At 66.7% G+C, this 20,035-nt stretch carries 18 protein-coding genes; 7 read left to right on the top strand and 11 right to left on the bottom strand.

What is annotated here, in order from left to right; translation table 11 throughout:
* Positions 1-27: 27 nt before the first annotated feature.
* The 4 genes from ASD22_RS13675 to ASD22_RS13660 all read right to left on the bottom strand — a co-directional run bounded on the left by ASD22_RS13675 (position 28) and on the right by ASD22_RS13660 (position 2,489).
* A complete protein-coding gene (locus tag ASD22_RS13675) occupies positions 28-777 on the bottom strand; it encodes a DUF2884 family protein (RefSeq protein WP_156459030.1) in 750 nt (249 codons plus the stop codon).
* Positions 778-860: 83 nt separating this feature from the next.
* On the bottom strand, positions 861-1,388 hold the full coding sequence (locus ASD22_RS13670; RefSeq protein ID WP_056084714.1) for a hypothetical protein: 528 nt from the start codon (positions 1,386-1,388) through the stop codon (positions 861-863).
* A complete protein-coding gene (locus ASD22_RS13665) occupies positions 1,388-1,918 on the bottom strand; it encodes a peroxiredoxin (RefSeq protein WP_056084711.1) in 531 nt (176 codons plus the stop codon). The genes ASD22_RS13670 and ASD22_RS13665 overlap by 1 nt, the downstream gene beginning before the upstream one ends.
* 112 nt (positions 1,919-2,030) lie before the next feature.
* Positions 2,031-2,489, bottom strand: a complete 459-nt coding sequence (locus tag ASD22_RS13660; protein ID WP_056084707.1) for a hypothetical protein — start codon at positions 2,487-2,489, stop codon at positions 2,031-2,033.
* 210 nt (positions 2,490-2,699) lie between these two features.
* On the opposite strand from ASD22_RS13660, the gene ASD22_RS13655 reads away from it, so the two are divergent.
* Both ASD22_RS13655 and ASD22_RS13650 read left to right on the top strand, forming a co-directional pair.
* Positions 2,700-3,116 carry a universal stress protein gene (locus ASD22_RS13655; protein ID WP_056084705.1) on the top strand — a complete coding sequence of 139 codons (417 nt, stop codon included), beginning with the start codon at positions 2,700-2,702 and terminating at the stop codon, positions 3,114-3,116.
* Positions 3,117-3,248: 132 nt separating this feature from the next.
* Positions 3,249-4,070, top strand: a complete 822-nt coding sequence (locus ASD22_RS13650) for a ferritin-like domain-containing protein (protein WP_056084702.1) — start codon at positions 3,249-3,251, stop codon at positions 4,068-4,070.
* A gap of 8 nt (positions 4,071-4,078) precedes the next feature.
* Here ASD22_RS13650 and ASD22_RS13645 read toward each other — a convergent pair whose 3' ends face one another.
* The 3 genes from ASD22_RS13645 to ASD22_RS13635 all read right to left on the bottom strand — a co-directional run bounded on the left by ASD22_RS13645 (position 4,079) and on the right by ASD22_RS13635 (position 7,598).
* Positions 4,079-4,816 carry a hypothetical protein gene (locus ASD22_RS13645; protein ID WP_056084699.1) on the bottom strand — a complete coding sequence of 246 codons (738 nt, stop codon included), beginning with the start codon at positions 4,814-4,816 and terminating at the stop codon, positions 4,079-4,081.
* A gap of 81 nt (positions 4,817-4,897) precedes the next feature.
* Positions 4,898-5,200 (bottom strand): DUF3247 family protein, encoded by a 303-nt coding sequence (locus ASD22_RS13640; protein WP_056084696.1) that lies wholly within the window; start codon positions 5,198-5,200, stop codon positions 4,898-4,900.
* Between the two features lie 142 nt (positions 5,201-5,342).
* Entirely contained in the window at positions 5,343-7,598 is a 2,256-nt protein-coding gene (locus tag ASD22_RS13635) for a glycoside hydrolase family 3 C-terminal domain-containing protein (RefSeq protein WP_056084693.1), read from the bottom strand.
* 342 nt (positions 7,599-7,940) lie between these two features.
* Between ASD22_RS13635 and ASD22_RS13630 the strand changes: the two genes are divergently transcribed.
* Together ASD22_RS13630 and ASD22_RS13625 are read left to right on the top strand one after the other, a co-directional pair.
* The gene (locus tag ASD22_RS13630) at positions 7,941-8,609 is read left to right on the top strand and encodes a glutathione S-transferase (RefSeq protein ID WP_056084690.1); all 669 of its coding nucleotides are present in this window, start codon (positions 7,941-7,943) and stop codon (positions 8,607-8,609) included.
* Positions 8,610-8,697: 88 nt separating this feature from the next.
* Positions 8,698-9,030: a hypothetical protein gene (locus ASD22_RS13625; RefSeq protein WP_056084687.1), complete on the top strand. Its 333-nt coding sequence runs from the start codon at positions 8,698-8,700 to the stop codon at positions 9,028-9,030.
* An 80-nt stretch (positions 9,031-9,110) separates the two neighbouring features.
* Here the strand turns inward: ASD22_RS13625 and aceE are convergent, their stop codons facing one another.
* The 4 genes from aceE to rsgA all read right to left on the bottom strand — a co-directional run bounded on the left by aceE (position 9,111) and on the right by rsgA (position 16,900).
* The gene (gene aceE, locus ASD22_RS13620; protein ID WP_056084684.1) at positions 9,111-11,807 is read right to left on the bottom strand and encodes a pyruvate dehydrogenase (acetyl-transferring), homodimeric type; all 2,697 of its coding nucleotides are present in this window, start codon (positions 11,805-11,807) and stop codon (positions 9,111-9,113) included.
* A gap of 151 nt (positions 11,808-11,958) precedes the next feature.
* Positions 11,959-14,256: an NADP-dependent malic enzyme gene (locus tag ASD22_RS13615; protein ID WP_056084681.1), complete on the bottom strand. Its 2,298-nt coding sequence runs from the start codon at positions 14,254-14,256 to the stop codon at positions 11,959-11,961.
* 195 nt (positions 14,257-14,451) lie between these two features.
* The gene (locus ASD22_RS13610) at positions 14,452-15,738 is read right to left on the bottom strand and encodes a flavohemoglobin expression-modulating QEGLA motif protein (protein WP_056084678.1); all 1,287 of its coding nucleotides are present in this window, start codon (positions 15,736-15,738) and stop codon (positions 14,452-14,454) included.
* Positions 15,739-15,844: 106 nt separating this feature from the next.
* Positions 15,845-16,900, bottom strand: a complete 1,056-nt coding sequence (gene rsgA / locus ASD22_RS13605) for a ribosome small subunit-dependent GTPase A (protein WP_056085159.1) — start codon at positions 16,898-16,900, stop codon at positions 15,845-15,847.
* Between the two features lie 213 nt (positions 16,901-17,113).
* Here rsgA and ASD22_RS13600 point away from each other — a divergent pair, with 213 nt between their 5' ends.
* The 3 genes from ASD22_RS13600 (at position 17,114) to grxD (ending at position 20,017) form a co-directional block, all read left to right on the top strand.
* Complete coding sequence (locus ASD22_RS13600) at positions 17,114-18,370, top strand: aminotransferase class I/II-fold pyridoxal phosphate-dependent enzyme (protein ID WP_200945420.1); 1,257 nt, start codon at positions 17,114-17,116, stop codon at positions 18,368-18,370.
* Positions 18,371-18,390: 20 nt separating this feature from the next.
* The gene (locus ASD22_RS13595) at positions 18,391-18,993 is read left to right on the top strand and encodes a GDSL-type esterase/lipase family protein (protein ID WP_056085156.1); all 603 of its coding nucleotides are present in this window, start codon (positions 18,391-18,393) and stop codon (positions 18,991-18,993) included.
* Positions 18,994-19,093: 100 nt separating this feature from the next.
* Positions 19,094-20,017, top strand: coding sequence for a Grx4 family monothiol glutaredoxin (gene grxD / locus ASD22_RS13590; protein WP_056084675.1), 924 nt, complete (start codon positions 19,094-19,096; stop codon positions 20,015-20,017).
* The last annotated feature ends 18 nt before the right edge of the window (positions 20,018-20,035 follow it).

Raw genomic sequence — 20,035 nt, 5'->3', positions numbered from 1 at the left:
AGGGAGCCCTGAACGGCGATCGGGCAGTCACTGCCCGATGTGCAGTAGGTTCAGCGGCTGGCCGTTGCTGCCACGCACGCCCTGCTGCAGATCGGCCAATCGAGTGATCGCGGGGCACAAGGCGGCGATCTGCGGTTGCAGCGCCTGCATCCGCTGTTCCAGTCGTGGCCGCAGGCCGCTGGCCAGCCCGGTGGCCTGGTCGCGCAGCGTCGCCGCCGCCTGCAGATCACCCCGCATCGCCGCGTCGAGAGCCTGCTGGCCGAGGTCGTTGGCCAGCAACGGCAGCACGTCGGCGGCGATCTGGTTGGCGTACTGGTCGATGACGTCGCTCTGCCAATCGTGGGTGCTGTTGCTGGCGGCGATGCGCTGCTTGAAGGTGGCCGCGTGGCTGGCCAGGCGACGATCGAGCTCCGCCCGGGTGTCGGCGCCGAGGCTCATGCCCTGGGTCTCCTCCTTCAGCGCCCGCACCGCCATATCCAGCCCGTGCTGCGCCACCGTGCGCACACGCGGCGCCAGCGCGCGCAGCTCGCGCTCGAACAAGGTCAGGCGATCCTGCTGCTCCGCATTCAGCGCTACCGCGGTGCCGTCGGTGCGCAACGTGCCTCGCTGCATCTCGACGTGGAACGGGGCCGGTGACGGCCGGTCGAACAGGATGCTTGAAGGCTTCAGGGTGACGTCGTAACTGCTGCTGGCGTGGCAGGTGGTCGCCCATTCCTGCGCCGACAGCGAGGTGGCCGTCAACGTTGTGCACAGCAAGACAAGCAGGCGAAGGCGCATCGGATGGATCCCTGAAAAACGTTGATCACCCATAACGGCCGGCGCACCAATCCCTGCTGAATGCGCCTGCAGGCAAACGTCCATCAGCGCCGGCGCATGAACCGGGCACGCACGTCCGGCCGACCCAGCCGCCAGGCCAGCCACAGCAGCACCGGCACGGCGACGGCCTTCATCCCCAGCGCCAGCAGGTAACTGTGCGGAAGCTGCGCCACCACCAGCGACACGGCGGTGTCCGCCGGAAACAGCGCCCGCATCGCCGAAGCCAGCAGCACGCCGCTGGCCAGCGCCCACGCCGCCAGCAGCACGGCGGCGACGCGCAGGGCGGAACGCGCCCAGGCCTGACGCAGGATCACGCCCGCGCACAGCACGATGATGACAAACGCGACCAGCAGGTAAGCCGCATCCCACGCCAGCATGCGCTGCAGCGCCGGCACGTGGTCGGTGTCGCCTGCGGGCCAGCGTTGCAGCTCACCCCAGACGGCGCTGCCGTGGTTGATGTATTGCACGCCACCGATCGCGGCAAACAGCAGCAACAGCCAGGTCACCACACGCCATCCCGCCAACCCGCGTCCGGGCGCCACCCGGCCTTCGGCGCGAACCAGCAGCGGCATCAGCCCGCCGCCTTCGACGCGGCGAGGTCGGCCAGCACCTGGGCGGAGTTCTTCTCCGGGTCAACGTCCTCATAGACCTTGGCCACCTTGCCCTGCGGATCGATCAGGAAGGTGGTGCGCCGTGCGTAATGCGAGCCGCCACGGGACGCCAGTACGCCGTAAGCGGCGGCGACGGTGGTGTCCGCGTCGGAAAGCAACGGGAAGGGCACGTGGTATTTGCGCGCGAACTCGGCGTGCGATTTCACGTCGTCGAGGCTGATGCCCACCACCTTGGCGCCCGCCTTGCGCAGCTTGGCGATGTCGTCGCGGAAGGTGCACACCTCGGTGGTGCAGCCGGGGGTGAAATCCTTCGGGTAGAAATACAGCACCAGCCATTGGCCGTGGAAATCGGACGGCTGCAGCCAGTGGCCGTTCTGATCCTGCAAATGGAAGGCCGGCGCGACCTGCCCCACCTGTGGTCCCGCTGCCCATGCCGGGGCCGCCAGACCGAACAACAAGGCCACGACAAGCAAACAGGAAATGCGACGCATGGGCGGACTCTCCATGGATGACGGGAAAAAACGACAGTCCGCAGTTTACGCGTAGAAACGAGGAAGGGCGCCACCGGCGCCCCTCCTTTTTCATCCCGCCTGTCGGCCCCGCTCAGCGTCGCGTGATGGTGAACTTGCCCACTGACACACCGAGGTTGACGCCCTCGCCGGTGCCCGCCAATGCCAGGGACGTGGTGCCCTTGGTCAGCACCTGCGCGCCCGAGCTTTTCACCACGCCCGCCTCGGCGCCGGCCTGGGCGTAATCACCGAACACATCGGAAATATCGTGCACGTCGCTGATCTCGCCCTTGCCGTTGTTGATCCGGTACTTGCCGGCGGTGAGGCCGCCGCCAACCACCTCGATCTTCACATTGGCCGTCTGGCCGTTTTCGCAGGTGATGGTGCCGGTGCCCTCGGCGTGCTTGTAGATCAGCGACCAGCCGGACAGGTTGTAGACCAGATGGCAATCCACCTTGGCATCGGTTGCCTGGGCCTGGCCGGCCGGCATCATCGTCGCCGCACCCGCGCAGGCCAACACGAGTGCCGCCATTCCAAAAGTACGCTTGATCATAGTCATCTCCTTGAGAGGGTGGGAGGGCGAAGCGTGTACATCGCCGCGTGATGCGAATGTGCAGGCAAGCCCGCCATGTCCCGCTCGATGAACACGGCGTTCATCGCGCGGAGAACGCGGTTTGCCCGCACGGTCGCGGCGGTTTGTGTTTCTGCCGACAGGGCTCCTAGACTCGTTGCGTCCGATGTCGAACGGCGCCGAGGAGCAATCATGGTCAAGTATTCGCTGGTGGGTTACGACGGCTCCGATGCATCACGCCGCGCTTTCCAGTTCGCCATCGACCTGGCGCGTTGCAACCATGGCCGCGTGCGCGTGGTGTCGGTGCTGCAGGTCACCGAGGGCGGGGCCGATGTGTCGGCGTTGTTGATGGCCGATTCGGGCACCCAGCGCGCGCGCGAGTTGCTGGACGAACTGACCGCCATCGTGCCCGACGCCAACGAACTGGTTGACGTGGAACTGACCTACGGCAGCCCCGGCGACGTGCTGCTGAGCCAGATCGAACAGCACGGCGTGGATCACCTGGTGATCGGCCACACCGAGCGCGGCGCGCTGGCGCGCTGGCTGCTGGGTTCGGTCTCCAGCAACGTGCTTGCCAAGGCGCACGTGCCGGTCACCGTGGTGCGCTGAAACTTCCGTCGCGCAGCCGGCAAGTCGGGTGGCGTTAATCCGCCAGCACCCACACGACCTATCCTGTCTCATCCCCTCGTCATGTGGCCGCGCGCAAGATGCCGCCACATCCGGTGACTCACAGGAATCGCGTTGACCTATACCACCGCCCTGCCCTGGACCCTCGAAAGCCTGGACCTCGGCCAAATCGACATTGCCCGCATCCGCCACAACGAGGATCTGTTTTTCCTGCTGTGCAGCTCCTCCTTCGTGGAAAGCGGCTCGGACCTGTACGCGCAGAATCTTGTCGACCACTTCGCCGACGACGCCGAGTTGCAGACCTGGCTGACCGAACACTGGAAACACGAAGAGCTGCAGCACGGCCGCGCGCTGGCCGCGTATGTGCGCGCCGTGTGGCCGGAGTTCGACTGGGACGCGGCGTTCGCCACGTTCTGGCACGACTACGGCGCGGTGTGCACCGCCGAGCAGCTGGAGTCGTCTCGCGGGCTGGAGCTGGCCGCGCGCTGCGTGGTGGAAACCGGTACCGCCAGCCTTTACCGCGCCCTGCACGACATCACCGACGAGCCGGTGCTGAAGGAACTCACCGGCTACATCAAGAGTGATGAAGTGCGCCACTACAAGCACTTCTATCGTCACTACCTGCTGTACCGGGAACGCGGGGACTTCGGTCGCTACAAGGTTTTCCGGGCGATTCTGCGGCGAGTGCGCGAGATCAAGAGCGAGGACAGCGATATCGCCCTTCGCCATGTGTTCAACCAGTGCTACCCGCACCTGCGCGAAAACGAGGCGGAGTTCCGCCGCATCAGCGACCGGGCGCAGGGCCTGCTGCGCCGACACATTCCCGCGGAAATGACGGTGAAGATGCTGATCAAGCCACTCGACCTGTCACCGTGGATGCAGAAGGCGATGGCACGCCCGCTGGCGCGCATCACCGAGAAACTGTTCCTGCACTGAGCGGCGTGCTACTTCTTTTTCGGCTTGTCCAGCTTCTGCCACTTCGCGGGATCGAAACCGCCGACCTCGTACAGCAGCGTTTCCTTCTTCTCGCCATCGGCCACGGTGACGTCCATGGTGATTTTCGCCGCGCCGTGCAGCAGCGCCAGGAATTGCTTGTCATCGCGAATCATCAGCGCCGGCTCGCCGCTGGGTGGCGCAAACGCCTTGATCCCCACCGGCTTGCCGTCGACGGTCGCCTTGATGGTGCAATTGCCGCGACAGACGAAGCCCGCGCCCGAGCCGAACAGGAACACGCTCTGGCCCCAGTCGGTATGTCGCCGCAGGATCAGGCGCACACTGTCGTTGCCACCGGGCTTGCTGCTCTGGATGGTGGCAGTCGACTGGGTGCCGCCCTGCATCGGCGCCACCTGGTACAGCCACAACCGCGCCAGCCGGTTTTTCTCGCTGGTTTCGCGATAGCGCTTCTCGATGGCAGGCAAGGTCTTCTGCACTTCTGCCGCCGCCTCGCTCTGCGGGAAACGGCGCACGATGTCCTGGCCCATCGACACGGCCATCTGGTCGTTGCCGATGCGCACCAGCTGACGATACGTGTCGAGATTGGTGGCCGCCGCCTGCGCTTTCGCGGCGGCCTGCTGCTGCTCCGCGCCCGGCGCCGGCGCACCGCCACCGGAACAACCGGCAAGCATCACCAGCCCACAAGGAAACGTGGCCAGGGCCAGACGAAAAATCGTCAGTCGGATCATCGGCAAAGGCTCGCAGGGACAAAGCCACTAGCTTGAATCGTCCACCACTGTGGTGCAACCGCAGCGGCGGCACGGCTGCAGTCACGCCCGCAACGGTGCATTCGTATCGAGCAGCTCCACGTCGGTGATCTGGTCGAACCACACCCGCCGGCGCCAGTCCGACAGGTTCAGGTGCTCCAGCTCCACCACACCATTGACGCCCTCCTTGCCGGTGTCGTCGTAGAACATCTGCACGGTGGGGCGGGCGCACACCACGCCCTCGCAATGCTGGCCATCGACCAGATGCAGGCGGACGCGTGCGCCATCGGACAATGCCTGCACCAGCGTCTCGAAGCGCTGGATATCCCGTGGCTCGGTGTAGACGTGGGTGGCTTGCCTGGTCATGGATGCATCCGTCGAAACGCGTTGCCGGCACGCTAAACGCCATGGCGGCAACGCGGTGTCAACGTGCGGGCGCGGTCACCCCGGAAGGCAGAAAGCCCCTCCGGCAGAGCCGGAAGGGCTTTCGAATGCACTGCAAAACGGGTTACTTGCCGTTGACGTCCACGGTCGTCGCCGGCAGCTTCACCGTCACGCTGGCCTGCGGATCGAGCGCGGACTTGGCCACGGTCACCTGATACTCGCCGCTGGCGATTTTCCAGGTCTTGTCCTTGCTCTGGTACATCGCCAGCAGGCGCGGGTCGACCTTGACGCTGACCTTGCGGCTTTCACCCGGCTTCAGCGCCAGCTTCTGGAACGCGCCCAGACGCTTGGGTGCTTCCCACAGGCCCTTCGGCGACGCGACGTAAACCTGCGCCACATCCTTGCCGGCCACGGCGCCGGTGTTCTTGATCGTGAAGCTCACCGTCAGCTGGCCATCGGCCCAGTGGGCGGCCAGACCGTCATGGCTGAAACTGGTGTACGACAAGCCATAACCGAACGGGAAGAGCGGCTTCAGGCCTTTCAGGTCAAACCACTTGTAGCCCACGGCCGCGCCTTCGCTGTAATTGACGTCGAAACGCAGCTCCGGCTTCTTCGGGTCGCCATCGAGCACCGGACGCGGCAGTTGCTGCTCCGAGGCCGGGAAGGTGATCGGCAGATGGCCCGACGGATTCACTTCACCGAACAGCACCCGGCCGATGGCTTCGCCGCCGCTGGTGCCCGGATACCACGCCTCCAGTACCGCGCCGACGTCCTTCAGCCACGGCATCAGCACCGCGCCGCCGGTTTCCAGCACCACGGCCGTATGCGGATTGGCCTTGGCCACCGCGGTGATCAGCGCATCCTGGTTGTCGGGCAGCGACAGGTTGGGCACGTCAAACGCTTCGGCCGTCCACTGGTGGGCGAACACGATGACCAGATCGCTGGCCGCCGCCAGCCGCGCGGCGGCGGCGGGATCGGAACCATCATTGAACGTGACCTTGGCGTTGCCCGCGCGGGCCTGGATCGCCTTCAGCGGCGACGACGGGAAGTACACCGTGGGGCCGGGGAATGAATCGGGGCCCAGCCCCTTCACCGCCATGCCGCCCACCGGGTAGACCTGCGACGAACCACCGCCGGAAAGCACGCCCACGTCGGCATGGGAACCGATGATGGCGATTTTCTTCAGGCCCGCCTTGATCGGCAGCAGCGCGTTGTCGTTCTTCAGCAGCACCATGCCTTCTTCGGCATCGTTCTGCGTGACCTTGGCATGGGCGGCGAAATCGATGTTGTCCTTCGGGCCGGTGACCGGATCGTCGATCAGCTTGTGCTCGAACATGGCGTACAGAACGCGGCCGGCCATGTCGTCAAGCCGCTTCTGCGGCACCCAGCCATTGGCCACCGCCTCGCCCAGCGCGTCGCCGAAATAGCGCGACTTGTCGAACGGCACGCCGGACTGCTGGTCCAGGCCGTTGTTGGCCGCCTGGACCGTGCTGTGGGTCGCGCCCCAGTCGGACATCACGAAACCCTTGAAGCCCCAGTCGCCCTTCAGCACTTCGTTCAGCAGGTACGGGTTTTCGCAGGCGTAGATACCGTCAACCCGGTTGTAGGAGCACATCACCGAACCGGGCTGGCCCTGTTCGTTGGCGATCTGGAACGCCAGCAGATCGGACATGCGCGCCGCCGCATCGTCGACCTCGACGTTGAGGAAGTTGCGGCCGGTCTCCTGGTCGTTCAACGCGTAGTGCTTCAGCGTCGAGATGATGTGGTTCGACTGGATGCCCTTGATCTGCGCACCGACGATGGTGCCGGCGAGCAGCGGGTCTTCACCGCCGTATTCGAAATTGCGCCCGTTGCGCGGTTCGCGTACCAGGTTGACGCCACCGGCCAGCATCTCGTTGAAGCCGGACGAACGCGCCTCGGCGCCGATCATCGCGCCGCCGGCAAAGCCGACCTCGGGGTTCCAGGTGGCCGCGGTGTTCATGCCCGAGGGCAGCGAGGTGCGCTCGCGCACGTTCGGCCCGCGCTGCGACGCCACGCCCACACCGGCATCGGTCTGCCACTGGTTGGGAATGCCGAGGCGCGGAACGCCGTAGACGAAGCCCGCGGACTGGTGCAGCGATTCCTTCGGCCGCTTGTAATGCTTGCCGTCCAGGTCGGTGCCGAAATAGCCCATCACCAGGCGCAGCTTTTCCTCCTGGGTCATTTCCTTGAGCACCAGCTGGGTGCGTTCGGCGGCGCTCAGGTGGGTGTTCATCCACGGCTTGCCGGCGAGTTCCTGGCGCGTCGGCGCCGGTGCCGGCTCTTGGGCAAACGCGGGCGATGCCATCAGGCCGCCGAGCGCGCACGCGGCGATCAAGCCGATTTTCCTGGGTACCGTCATGTTTCGTCCTCGGGTTGCGTTGGGCGACGCGCCGGCCGGAATGCCACGAGGGTGGGCCAGACGGGAACGTCGATGGGGAAGGAGCGTTTTGCGCCTGGCCGGGTGTCCGGAAGTTTGCTGATTCCGGGCCGGGACACTGCCGATTCATCACCCCTTCAGAACCGCCCTACAGTAGTTGGAGCACGGTTCGGATGTCCAGACGATGGCGATGGCTCGGCGGCCACTCGGAGCATCTGCCGCACAGACGCGAATCAGGCATGCTGTGATGCAGTGCGGCATGCTTGCGCACGTGGCCGGCGCCGCCGGATACCCACTCACCATGTCGCCCCTTGCGGAGCCTTCATGATCGTCGTGCACCATCTCAACAACTCGCGCTCGCAACGCATCCTGTGGCTGCTGGAGGAATTGGGCGTGCCGTACGAGATCAAGCGCTACCAGCGCGACCCGAAAACCATGCTGGCGCCGCCCGAACTGCGCGCGGTGCACCCGCTGGGCAAGTCGCCGGTGATCACCGACGGCAAGCTGACCGTGGCCGAGTCGGGCGCCATCGTCGAGTACCTGGCCGATCGTTACGGCGCCGGTGTGCTGATTCCCGCGCATGGCACGCCCGAGCGCCTGCGCTGCAATTACTGGCTGCACTACGCCGAAGGTTCGGCGATGCCGCCGTTGCTGCTGAAGCTGGTGTTCCAACGGGTGGAACGCGCGCCGATGCCGTTTTTCGCCAAGCCGATCGGCAAGGGCGTCGCGCGCAAGGTGCAGCACGATTTCGTCGACCCGCAACTGGCCTTGCACCTGGACTACCTCGAATCCCGGTTGCAAAGCAGCGACTGGTTCGGCGGCACCACCTTCAGCGTGGCCGACATCCAGTTGAGTTTTCCGCTGGAGGCGTTCGCCGCGCGCGGCGGGCTGGACGAGACGCGGCCGAAACTGTGCGCCTTCCTGCAACGCATCCACTCACGCCCGGGCTACCAGCGTGCGCTGCAGCGTGGCGGCGAGTACCTGCTGGGCTGAACGGTACCCGTGCCCGACCGCGCGGGTATACGCCTCGCTCACGAATGCGCTGGCAGCCTGTGACGTCAGCAGAGTCCAGGAGAACGCCATGCACAGACGTGATATCGAACGGCAGATTCGTGACGCCAGCGAGCAGGCCGGCCAACGCGTTCGCCAGTCCGCGAACGGCGCGGTAGACAGCGCGCAGAACCTCATCGACCGCGGTCGTCGCCGCATCCAGGAGCGTTTCGGCGCGGGCGATGGCCGCTATCGCCGCCAGTTGACCCGCGCCGCGGAAGACCTGGCCGACGAAACCAACTACCACTACCGCCGCATGCGCCGCCAGGTGAATCGCCACCCGGTCGCCACGGTGGCAATCGTGGCCGGCACCATCGGCGCCTTCCTGCTGCTGCGCCGCGCTTTCAGCAGCGATGACGATTGAGTTCGACGGTGCCTGACGGCGCCATCGGAAGATAAAAAAACCGCCCGGGGAGGGCGGTTTTTTTATTGCTTCAGGATCGATCAGACGCTCAGCGGATTCGGCTTTTCCGGATCCAGGTTGTACTGCTTGATGGCGCGGCTGACGTCCTTGGCGCTGACCTTGCCTTCCTTCGCCAGTGCGGCCAGTGCGGCATGGGCGATCCAGCGGCGATCGACCTCGAAGAACTCGCGCAGGTGCTCACGCGTGTCGGAGCGGCCGAAGCCCTCAGTGCCCAGCACGGTGTAGTGCATGCCGTCGGGGATGAACGCACGGATCTGGTCGGCGAATTCGCGCACGTAGTCGGTGGCGGCGACCGCCGGGCCAGAACGCCCGTCCAGCAGGCCGGTGACATACGGCACGCGCTGCTCGGCTTCCGGATGCAGGCGGTTCCAGCGTTCGGCATCGAAACCGTCACGACGCAGCTCGACGAAGCTGGGGCAGGACCAGATGTCGGACTTCACGCCGAAATCCTTCTCCAGCAGCTCGGCCGCCGCGATCACCTCGCGCAGGATCGTGCCGGACCCGAGCAACTGCACGCGCAGCTCGCCCTTCTTGCCCTTGCCGCCGTCCTTGAGCAGGTACATCCCCTTGATGACGCCTTCCTCGCAGCCCTTGGGCATGTCCGGATGGGTGTAGTTCTCGTTCATCACGGTGATGTAGTAGTAGTGATCCTCCTGCTCCTGCAGCATGCTGCGCACGCCGTCCTGCATGATCACCGCCACTTCGTACGAGAACGTGGGGTCGTACGCCTTCACGTTGGGGATGGCGCCGGCCAGCAGGTGCGAATGGCCATCCTCGTGCTGCAGGCCTTCGCCGTTCAGCGTGGTGCGGCCGGCGGTGCCGCCGACCAGGAAGCCGCGCGAGCGCATGTCGCCCGCCGCCCAGCAGAGGTCGCCGATGCGCTGGAAGCCGAACATCGAGTAATAGATGAAGAACGGCAGCATCGGCTGGTTGCTGATGCTGTAGCTGGTGGCCGCGGCCATCCACGAGGCCATGCCGCCGGCTTCGCTGATGCCCTGCTGCAGCACCTGGCCCTTCTGGTCCTCGCGGTAGTACAGCAGCTGGTCGGAATCCTGCGGACGGTATTTCTGGCCGAACGGCGCGTAGATGCCGATCTGCCGGAACATGCCTTCCATGCCGAACGTGCGCGCCTCGTCGGCCACGATCGGCACCACGCGCGGGCCGATGGTCTTGTCGCGCAACAGCAGGTTCATGCCACGCACCAGCGCCATGGTGGTGCTGATCTCGCGGTCGCCGGTGCCCTTGGTGATCTGCTCGAACGCGGCCAGGTCCGGCGCCTTGAGTTTCACGTCGGTGGTGCGCCGGCGCTGCGGCAGCGCGCCGCCCAGCGCCTTGCGGCGTTCCAGCATGTACTGCACTTCCGGGGAGTCCTTGCCCGGGTGGTAATACGGCACTTCTTCCAGCTTGGAATCGGGTACCGGCACGTTGAAACGGTCGCGGAAGTGGCGCACCGATTCCAGGTCCAGCTTCTTCTGCTGATGGGTGGGGTTCTGCGATTCGCCCGAGCCCAGGCCCATGCCGTAGCCCTTGACCGTCTTGGCCAGGATCACGGTCGGCATGCCCTTGGTGTTTGACGCGGCGTGGTACGCCGCATACACCTTGTGCGGGTCGTGGCCGCCACGGTTCAGGCGCCAGATGTCGTCGTCGCTGAGGTTGGCCACCATCTCGCGCGTCTCCGGGTACTTGCCGAAGAAGTTCTCGCGCGTGTAGGCGCCACCGAAGGCCTTGCAGGCCTGGTATTCGCCGTCCACGGTTTCCATCATCAGCTTGCGCAGCACGCCCTTGTGGTCGCGGGCAAGAAGCGGATCCCAGTAGCTGCCCCAGACCAGCTTGATCGCGTTCCAGCCTGAACCGCGGAAGCTGCCTTCCAGTTCCTGGATGATCTTGCCGTTGCCACGCACCGGGCCGTCCAGCCGCTGCAGGTTGCAGTTGATCACGAAGATCAGGTTGTCCAGGCCCTCGCGGCCGGCCAGCGAGATGGCGCCGAGGGACTCCGGCTCGTCGCATTCGCCGTCGCCCATGAAGCACCAGATCTTGCGGTCGCTCTTGGGCACCAGGCCGCGGTTTTCCAGGTACTTGAAGAACTGCGCCTGGTAGATCGCCTGGATCGGGCCCAGGCCCATCGACACCGTCGGCACCTGCCAGTAATCGGGCATCAGCCACGGGTGCGGGTAGGACGACAGCGCGCGGCCCTTGCCGACCACTTCCATGCGGAACAGGTCGAGCTGATCCTCGGCCAGGCGGCCTTCGAGGAACGAGCGGGCGTAGATGCCCGGGCTGGAATGGCCCTGATGGAAAATCAGGTCGCCCGGATGGTCGGCGCTGGGTGCGCGCCAGAAATGGTTGAAGCCCACGTCGTACAGCGTGGCGCTGGAGGCGAAGCTGGCGATGTGGCCGCCCAGTTCACCCGGCTTGCGGTTGGCCCGCACCACCATCGCCATCGCGTTCCAGCGGATCAGCGAACGGATGCGCCATTCCATCGCCGCATCGCCGGGGCTCTTGGCCTCCTGGCTGGGCGGGATCGTGTTGACGTATTCAGTGGTGGGGTTGAACGGCAGGTAGCCACCCGAACGACGGGTGGTATCGACCATTTTTTCCAGCAGGAAATGCGCGCGCTCGGTGCCATCGTGATGGATCACCGCATCAAGCGAATCGATCCATTCGCCGGTTTCGGTAGGGTCGATGTCCTGATTGAGGATATCGTCGAGCTGATCCATGAAGATTCTCCGCGGCGCCGTGCGGTGCCTGACTTGATGTGGGAACCCGCGGCCGGGGATGCAGCGAGCCCATCAAGTTTAGCGGCCGGCCCACCCGTGCGCCACCGCACGGTGGCAGCCCGGTGTCACGGCGGTGCGGCGGCGTTTCGTCTCAGGGCGCCGCCTGAATCCGGGTGCCGATGCGGATCTGCGCCTCGACCGAGGCCACCGCGGTCATGTTGACGATCCGGCGCACCGTCGACTGCGGCATCAGGATGTGCGCCGGCTTGGCCACGCCCATCAGGATCGGCCCGATCACCACGCCGTCGGTGAGCATGCGGCTCATGTTGTAGGCGATGTTGGCCGCATCCAGATTGGGAAACACGAACACGTTGGCCTTGCCCTCCAGCCGCGAGTGCGGAAACAGCTTCTCGCGCAGCGCGGGGGTGAGCGCAGTGTCGGCCTGCATTTCACCTTCCACCTCCAGCCTCGGCGCCTTGGCGCGGATCAGCTCCAGCGCCTTGCGCATCTTGTGCGCGCCGCAGCAGTCGCGGCTGCCGAAGTTGCCGGCCGACAACAGGGCGATCTTCGGGGTGATGCCGAACAGCTTCAGCCGGATCGACGCCTGCAGCGTGGCTTCGGCGATCTGCTCGGGCGTGGGGTCGTCCATCACGTGGGTGTCGAGGTAGAAGAACGTGCCCTTCTCGGTGGCCACCGCCGCCATTGCCGAGGCCGAGCTGACGCCCTCGTCCATGCCGATGATGTCGCGGATATATTTCAGCTTGCTGGGAAACTGGCCGACCATTCCGCACAGCAGCGCATCGGCCTCGCCACGCTCCACCATCAGCGCCGCGATCGCGGTGGGACGCGAGCGCACCACCGCCTTGGCCATCGACGGGGTCACGCCGCGGCGCTCCATCAGCTGGTGGTAGTGCTGCCAGTAGGCGTCGAAACGCGGGTCGGAGTTGATGTTGCAGATCTCCACGTCCACGCCGGGTTTCAGCCGCAGGCCGGCGCGCTTGATGCGTTTCTCGATCACCTCGGGGCGGCCGATCAGGATCGGCACCGCCAGGCCTTGGTCCACCACCGTCTGCACCGCGCGCAGCACGGTTTCCTCCTCACCCTCGGCGTAAACCACCCGCGCCGGCGCCGCCTTGGCCCGCTCGAACACCGGCTTCATCAGCAGGCCGGTGCGGAACACGAAACTGGTGAGCTTGTCGTTGTAGGCGACGAAATCCTCCATCGGCCGCGTCGCCACGCCCGACTCCATCGCCGCCTTCGCCACCGCCGGCGGCAACTGGATCAGCAGCCGCGGATCGAACGGCTGCGGGATCAGGTAATTCGGCCCGAAGCTGGGCGGCTTGCCGCCGTAGGCGCGCGCGCTGACGTCGGACGACTCGCGCCGCGCCAGCGCCGCGATGGCCTTGACGCAGGCGATCTTCATTGCCTCGTTGATCACCGTGGCGCCCACGTCCAGCGCGCCGCGGAACAGGTAGGGGAAGCACAGCGCGTTGTTGACCTGGTTCGGATAATCCGAGCGGCCGGTGGCCATGATGCAGTCAGGCCGCACCGCCTTGGCGTCTTCCGGGGTGATCTCCGGGTTCGGGTTCGCCAGCGCGAAGATGATCGGCCGCTCGGCCATGGTGGCGACCATCGCCGGCTTCAGGATGCCGCCGGCGGACAGGCCCAGGAAAATGTCGGCGCCATCGACGATCTCCTCCAGCGTGCGCATCGGCGTGTCGCGCGCATAACGCTGCTTGTCCGGGTCCAGGTCGGTGCGCTCGCTGTGCAGCACGCCGTGCACGTCGCAGGCCAGGATGTTCTCGCGCCTCACGCCCAGTGCCACCAGCATGTCCAGGCAGGAAATGCCCGCCGCACCCACGCCGGTGGTGGCGATGCGCACATCCTCGATCCGCTTGCCCACCACCACCAGCGCGTTCAGCACCGCGGCGCCCACGATGATCGAGGTACCGTGCTGGTCGTCGTGGAATACCGGGATCTTCATCCGCTCGCGCAACTTGCGCTCCACGATGAAACACTCCGGCGCCTTGATGTCTTCCAGGTTGATGCCGCCGAAGGTCGGTTCCAGGCTGGCGATGATGTCGACCAGCTTGTCCGGATCGTTCTCGTCGATCTCGATGTCGAATACATCGATGCCGGCAAACTTCTGGAACAGCACACCCTTGCCTTCCATCACCGGCTTGGCCGCCAGCGGCCCGATGTTGCCCAGCCCCAGCACCGCCGTGCCGTTGCTGATCACCGCCACCAGGTTGGAGCGGGCGGTGTATTCGGCCGCCGACGTCGGGTCCTCCACGATCGCATCGCAGGCCGCGGCGACGCCGGGCGAATAGGCCAGCGACAGATCGCGCTGGGTCAGCAGCGAGGTGGTCGGCGTGACCTTGATCTTGCCGGGGCGCGGCAGGCGATGATATTCGAGGGCGGCAAGACGCAGTTCTTCAGGAAGAGTCATCGGTGCGTTTTCGGCGAGAAAAGGGAGAATTCCGCGCGGCGGAAGCTTCGTTCGATGTTAGCACCGGGTTAAACCGGCGACCCGTTCCAAAAGTACCGTGCGGGCGGGTTGTGGGAGCGACTTCAGTCGCGATGCTCTTGATGTCGATGAGCCTCAAAAGAAGAAGCATCGCGACTGAAGTCGCTCCCACAGTCGCTACATGCCCACCACCAACTCATCCGCCTGCACGTTCTCCATCTGAATGCCGTTGATGAACAGTGAGAACGCCAGCTTGCCCGCCAGCCCGTGCATGTGTTGCATCCACGGTGGCAGCCAGCGCGGCGGCAGGATGGCGCCTGAGTCGAAATAGGGTTGCAGCGAGATCACGTCGTGCAGCGCCAGCTTGCCGGCGAACAGGTGGCGCAGCAGGTCCATCCGTCGCTGCTTCAGCGCCCAGCGGAAAAACGTGTGCACGGTGAGCAGGCCGGACAGATAAACGTTGTCCTTGGCGAAAGCCGCGCCGCCCTCCAGCGGCACGCCGCGGAACACGCGTTGGGCCGAGTGGAAACTGTCGGCCACGCTTTGGCCGCAGGCGCTGAAGTACTGGTAGACCTCGACGAAGTTGGCGCCGTTGAGCGCCATGTCGATCGCCACGATGCGCAGGCTGATGCGCTTGAGGCGGGCGATGTCGATCGCGCCGGACATCAGTTCGGCGAACACCGCCAGCCCTTCCTGGGTGGCCGTCACCCGTGGCGAGGTGCGCGCCAGCGAAGCGAGCAATGGCTGGCGGCGGCCGTTCAGTGCGGTCAGCGAATGCACGAAGGCCTCGTGTGCCAGCAACTGGTGGCGATCGTACTCGGTGAAGCAGGTGCCGCCGCGCAGGCGGATGCGGGTGGCGCCGGCGGCGGCCTTGGCGGTGAGTTCCGGATCGACCTCGACGCGGATCACCCCCTCGCCGAAAAACGCATCCAGCGTGGCGGCCACGTCGCGGCGCAAGCTGTCCGCCGGTATCGGCACGCCGCTGTCGTCGGCGAGCAGGTCCGCGCCCAGTTCGTTGGCCAGCTCCACGAAATAGCGGGCCGCGTCGAGGTTGCTGCGCTGGCTGCCGGGGATGGGATCGTCAGGGCGGCCGTACAGCGCGATCGACGGCGCGGTGACCGCCGCGGTGCCCACCGACTCCAGCATCTCGGCGGCGATGCGCCACGACTCGGCGGTGCGGCGCAGGTAGTCGTCCAGCGGATCGATATCCTGCGGGTCGTTGCCACCGGCCGCCGCTTCGATGGCGGCCAGTTCGGCCCGCACCGCGGCCAGGTCCGGCCGCGTGTAAGTGACCTGCGGCAGGGTGAATCGGCCCTTGCCGTAGGCGCGGATCATCTCCGCTTCCAGCGACGCCGGCCACGCCACGGTGGGCAGGATGCGGATCTCCCGCACCGCGGCCAGCAGGCGCTGGTCGAGCGCGGCGCAGCGCTGCAGTTGTGCCTCGCTGGCGGGCGGCGTGTTCAATCCCTGGCCCTGCCGGTCCGACGGCGTGCAAGGGCGACACGGCTGATTCGGGCGGTGCACATGGGTCGACTCCAGCGGGCTCGCAGGCGGGTGGTGGGGCGCTCGGCTAATCGCGTTCGCGTTGCCCGCGGGGGCTGTGCGGACGGTCGATCGGGCGGCCCCCGCGCTGGCGGCGCAGGCGCGCTTCCAGCGTGGCGGCCTGCTCCTCGCGCTCGTCATGCAGTTTCAGGTAATTGCGCCAGCGGCCGGGGCTGAGTTCGCCATTGTCCAGCGCGATCTGCACCGCGCAGCCCGGCTCGCTGCCGTGGCCGCAATCGGCGAAGCGGCACTGCTCGGCCAGCGCCTCGATGTCGGCGAACAGGTCGAGGTTTTCCTCGCCGGTGAGTTTCAGCTCGCGCATGCCAGGCGTGTCGATCAGGCAACCGCCGCTGGGCAGCGACAGCAGCGCGCGATGCGTGGTGGTGTGGCGGCCGCGGCTGTCGTGACTGCGCACTTCGGCGGTGGCCATGCGCGCGGTGCCCAGCAAGGTGTTGGTGAGGGTGGATTTGCCTGCGCCGGAGGAACCCACCAGCACCGCGCTGTCGCCCGGCTGCAGGTAGGGCGCCAGCAAGGCCACGCTGGCCGGGTCCTTGCCGTTCAGCGGATGGATCGGCGTGCCGGCCGGCAGCCGTTCGCGCAGGGCGGCGATCAGCTCGTCGGCATCGTCGCGGGTGTCGAGCTTGCTCAGCAGCACCACCGGCTGGGCGCCGGAATCCTCGGTCAGCGACAGATAACGCTCGATCCGGGCCGGGTTGAAGTCGCCGTCCAGGCCGGTCAGCACCAGCACGTAGTCGATATTGGTGGCGATCAGCTGGCGCTCGTAGCGCTCGCCGGCCGCCGCCCGCGACATCACGGTACGACGGGGCCGTACGGTGATGATATGCGGCGGTGCACCGTTGGCCACTTCGACGAAATCGCCCACCACCGGCCGCTCGGCCGGGTCGATGCCGCGTTTCAGGAAACGGCCGTCCGGCTGGGCGCTGAACAGCACCTCGCCATCATGCAATTCGTAGCCTGCGCGATGCTGGGCCACCACACGGGCCAGGCGCAGGCCGGCGGCAGGCAAGGTATCGCCACGCCAGCCGATACGGCGCAGGCGTTCGATGGTTTCGGCGTCACTCATGGCGGGGATCTGCATGCGTTGTCCGGCGGAACCGGAAGGTTGGGACGGTCGTGTCGAGGCGGCCAGCCCGGGGATCAGAGGACACGGCGATTATGCCTTGCCCGCAGTTCGCCGCACGATAGCCCTTTATTAGCCCCCGGCCGACCTCGCGCTGCACTGCATCACGCTGGTAGCATTCAGTAACCGGCGGTGGCGTCGGCTTGACTCATGAGGATGCCGGTGGTGGCTTCGATCAAACCCAGTGCGCACCTGGCGGAAGTGCGCTACGAGATCCGTGGCGCACTCAACCGGCGCGCGCGTGACATGGAGGCCAGCGGCCTCGACATCATCAAGCTGAACATCGGCAACCCCGGCCGCTACGGTTTCGAAGCGCCCGCCCACCTGCGCGAGGCCGTCGCCAGCCACCTGCACCAGAGCGACGCCTACGGCCACGAACAAGGCCTGGAACTGGCTCGCGAAGCGATTGCCGAACAGCAGCGCGCCCGCGGCGCCCGCGGCGTCGATATCGAACACATCTTTGTCGGCAACGGCGTCAGCGAGCTGATCGACCTGTCGCTGCGCGCCCTGCTGCAGCCCGGCGACGAAGTGCTGCTGCCCAGCCCGGATTACCCGCTGTGGAGCGCCGCCACCATCCTCAACGACGGCACGCCGCGCTATTACCGCTGCCTGGCCGAGAACGACCACCTGCCCGATCCGGACGAGATCGAGGCGCTGGTGACCCCGCGCACGCGGGCGCTGGTGCTGATCAACCCCAACAACCCCACCGGCGCGGTGTACCCGCGCGCGTTGCTGGAGCGGCTGGTGGCCGTGGCCGCGCGGCACAAGCTGCTGCTGCTGTGCGACGAAATCTATGACGAGGTGCTGTACGACGGCGCCGTGTTCCAGCCGCTGGCCGAGGTCGCCGGCGACCTGCCCTGCGTCAGCTTCGGCGGCCTGAGCAAGGTGCATCGCGCCTGCGGCTACCGCGTGGGCTGGATGAGCCTGTCCGGCAGCCACGCGCTGACCGCTGACTATCGTGACGCCCTGCAACTGCTGGCCGCGCTGCGGCTGTGCGCCAACATGGCAGTGCAATGGGCGGTGCCGCCCGCGCTGCACAGCGCCCCCACCATCAACGCCCTGACCGCCGCCGGTGGCCGCCTGCACGAGGCGCGCCGGTTGGTGATGGAAGGCGTGGCCGCCAGCCGCCACCTCGATCTGGTGGCCCCGGCCGGCGCCCTGTACGCATTCCCGCGCGTGCGCGCCGAGAGCTTTGGCGACTTCGACGACAACGCGTTCGCGCTGCGCCTGCTGGAAGAGGAGTCGGTGCTGGTGGTGCCCGGCAGCAGCTTCAACGTGCCCAAGAGCCACCATTTCCGGCTCACCCTGTTGCCGCCGCCGGCGCAGTTGATGGAAGTGTTCGTGCGCATCGACCGGGTGCTGGAGCGCATGGCCAGCGAGCAGCCCCGGCGCAAAGTCGCCAGCGCGGCCTGATGACCGGCGGGCCGGCCGCCATGCCGCTCCGCCACCTCGCCCTGGGCGATTCCTATACGGTGGGCGAAGGTGTGCCCGCCGATGCCAGCTGGCCGGCGCAGTTGCGCCGGCAACTGCGCGATGACGGCATCGCCATCGACCCGCCGCGCATCGTGGCGGTCACCGGCTGGACCACCGACGAACTGGCGGCGGGCATGGACGCCGCCGCGCTGGTGCCGGGCTGGGATCTGGTCACCCTGCAGATCGGGGTGAACAACCAGTACCGCGGCCACCCGGCCGCCGGGTACCACGACGAGTTCGCCGCACTGCTGCAGCGCGCCATCGCACTGGCCGACCACCGGCCGGGACGCGTGGTGGTGGTGTCGATTCCCGACTGGGGCGTCACCCGCTTCGCCCGCGAGCAACAACGCGACGGCGCCACCATCGCCGCCGAACTGGACGTTTACAACGCCATCGCCCGCGTCGAAAGCGTCCGTGCCGGCGCCCGTTGGGTCGATGTCACGGCGATTTCCCGCCAGCGGCCCGACGACGTCGTGGCTGATGGCCTGCACCCATCGGGCGCCCAGTACGCAGCCTGGGTCGAGGCCATCGCGCCCGCCGTGCGCGCCGCGCTGGCCCGATAACCACGCTTCTCGCACGGCCACCGCCCGCGGCGCCTTGATCGGCGACAAGGCCCCCACATATCAGGCGGCGTATCATTACCCCCTTTTCCGGAGCCTCCCCATGTCCCTCGACAGCGCCACCCGCGAACGCATCCAGACCCTGCTCAAGGACCACCGCGTGGTGCTGTTCATGAAGGGCGACCGCCAGCAGCCGATGTGCGGTTTCTCCGCCGCGGCCACCAACACGCTCAACGAGCTGCTGCCCGAGTACCACACTGTCAACGTGCTGGAAGACCCGGAAATCCGCGAGGGCATCAAGCTCTACGGCGAGTGGCCCACGATCCCGCAGCTTTATGTGGAAGGCGAACTGGTGGGCGGCGCCGACATCATCCGCCAGATGTACGGCAGCGGTGAGCTGCACACCTTGTTCGGTGCTGCCGCACCGGACCGCACGCCGCCGGAAATCACCATCACCGACGCCGCCGCCGAGGCGATCCGCCAGGGCACGGCCAATGCGCAGGGCGTGGCGCTGCATCTGGAGATCGGCCCCGACCACAGCGCCGGGTTCCAGTTGGCGCCGGCCGGCGACCACGACATCGTGGCGGTTTCGAACGGGCTGGAAGTGCATTTCGACCCGGCCAGCGCCCAGCGCGCCCGCGGCATCGTGATCGACTGGGTATCCACCGTGCAGGGCGAGGGCCTCAGCCTGAAATTCCCCGGCGCGCAGGAAGTCGGCATGCTCACCGTGCAGCAGCTGAAAGACCGGCTCGCCGCCAACGACATCACCCTGGTCGACGTGCGCCCCGCCGCGGATCGCGCCAAGGCCGCGCCGCTGGCGCAGGCACGGGTGCTGGAAGAGGAAGGTTTCGAGCAACTGGCCACGCTGCCGAAAGACACCGCGCTGGCGTTCATCTGCCACTTCGGTGTCTCCAGCCGCGCAATGGCCGAGCGCTTCGCCGCGCACGGCTTCAGTAACGTGCACAACGTGGAAGGCGGCATGGAGACGTGGGCGCGCGAGATCGACACCAGCGTGCCGCGCTATTGATGGGATGACCCCGCGACG

This window comes from Rhodanobacter sp. Root480 (assembly GCF_001426645.1).
GTDB lineage: Bacteria > Pseudomonadota > Gammaproteobacteria > Xanthomonadales > Rhodanobacteraceae > Rhodanobacter > Rhodanobacter ginsenosidimutans.
Note: the sequence above shows the minus strand (reverse complement) of the source record. Positions and strands in the feature narration are given on the sequence as shown.

Bases quoted from the DNA above. Each gene is read 5' to 3' on its own strand.
- ASD22_RS13615 (WP_056084681.1), bottom strand. From the start codon at position 14,256: ATGACTCTTCCTGAAGAACTGCGTCTTGCCGCCCTCGAATATCATCGC.
- ASD22_RS13600 (WP_200945420.1), top strand. From the start codon at position 17,114: ATGCCGGTGGTGGCTTCGATCAAACCCAGTGCGCACCTGGCGGAAGTG.
- ASD22_RS13660 (WP_056084707.1), bottom strand. From the start codon at position 2,489: ATGATCAAGCGTACTTTTGGAATGGCGGCACTCGTGTTGGCCTGCGCG.
- ASD22_RS13655 (WP_056084705.1), top strand. From the start codon at position 2,700: ATGGTCAAGTATTCGCTGGTGGGTTACGACGGCTCCGATGCATCACGC.
- ASD22_RS13640 (WP_056084696.1), bottom strand. From the start codon at position 5,200: ATGACCAGGCAAGCCACCCACGTCTACACCGAGCCACGGGATATCCAG.
- ASD22_RS13665 (WP_056084711.1), bottom strand. From the start codon at position 1,918: ATGCGTCGCATTTCCTGTTTGCTTGTCGTGGCCTTGTTGTTCGGTCTG.
- ASD22_RS13635 (WP_056084693.1), bottom strand. From the start codon at position 7,598: ATGACGGTACCCAGGAAAATCGGCTTGATCGCCGCGTGCGCGCTCGGC.
- ASD22_RS13625 (WP_056084687.1), top strand. From the start codon at position 8,698: ATGCACAGACGTGATATCGAACGGCAGATTCGTGACGCCAGCGAGCAG.
- ASD22_RS13630 (WP_056084690.1), top strand. From the start codon at position 7,941: ATGATCGTCGTGCACCATCTCAACAACTCGCGCTCGCAACGCATCCTG.
- rsgA (WP_056085159.1), bottom strand. From the start codon at position 16,900: ATGAGTGACGCCGAAACCATCGAACGCCTGCGCCGTATCGGCTGGCGT.
- ASD22_RS13645 (WP_056084699.1), bottom strand. From the start codon at position 4,816: ATGATCCGACTGACGATTTTTCGTCTGGCCCTGGCCACGTTTCCTTGT.
- ASD22_RS13670 (WP_056084714.1), bottom strand. From the start codon at position 1,388: ATGCCGCTGCTGGTTCGCGCCGAAGGCCGGGTGGCGCCCGGACGCGGG.
- grxD (WP_056084675.1), top strand. From the start codon at position 19,094: ATGTCCCTCGACAGCGCCACCCGCGAACGCATCCAGACCCTGCTCAAG.
- ASD22_RS13595 (WP_056085156.1), top strand. From the start codon at position 18,391: ATGCCGCTCCGCCACCTCGCCCTGGGCGATTCCTATACGGTGGGCGAA.
- aceE (WP_056084684.1), bottom strand. From the start codon at position 11,807: ATGGATCAGCTCGACGATATCCTCAATCAGGACATCGACCCTACCGAA.
- ASD22_RS13675 (WP_156459030.1), bottom strand. From the start codon at position 777: ATGCGCCTTCGCCTGCTTGTCTTGCTGTGCACAACGTTGACGGCCACC.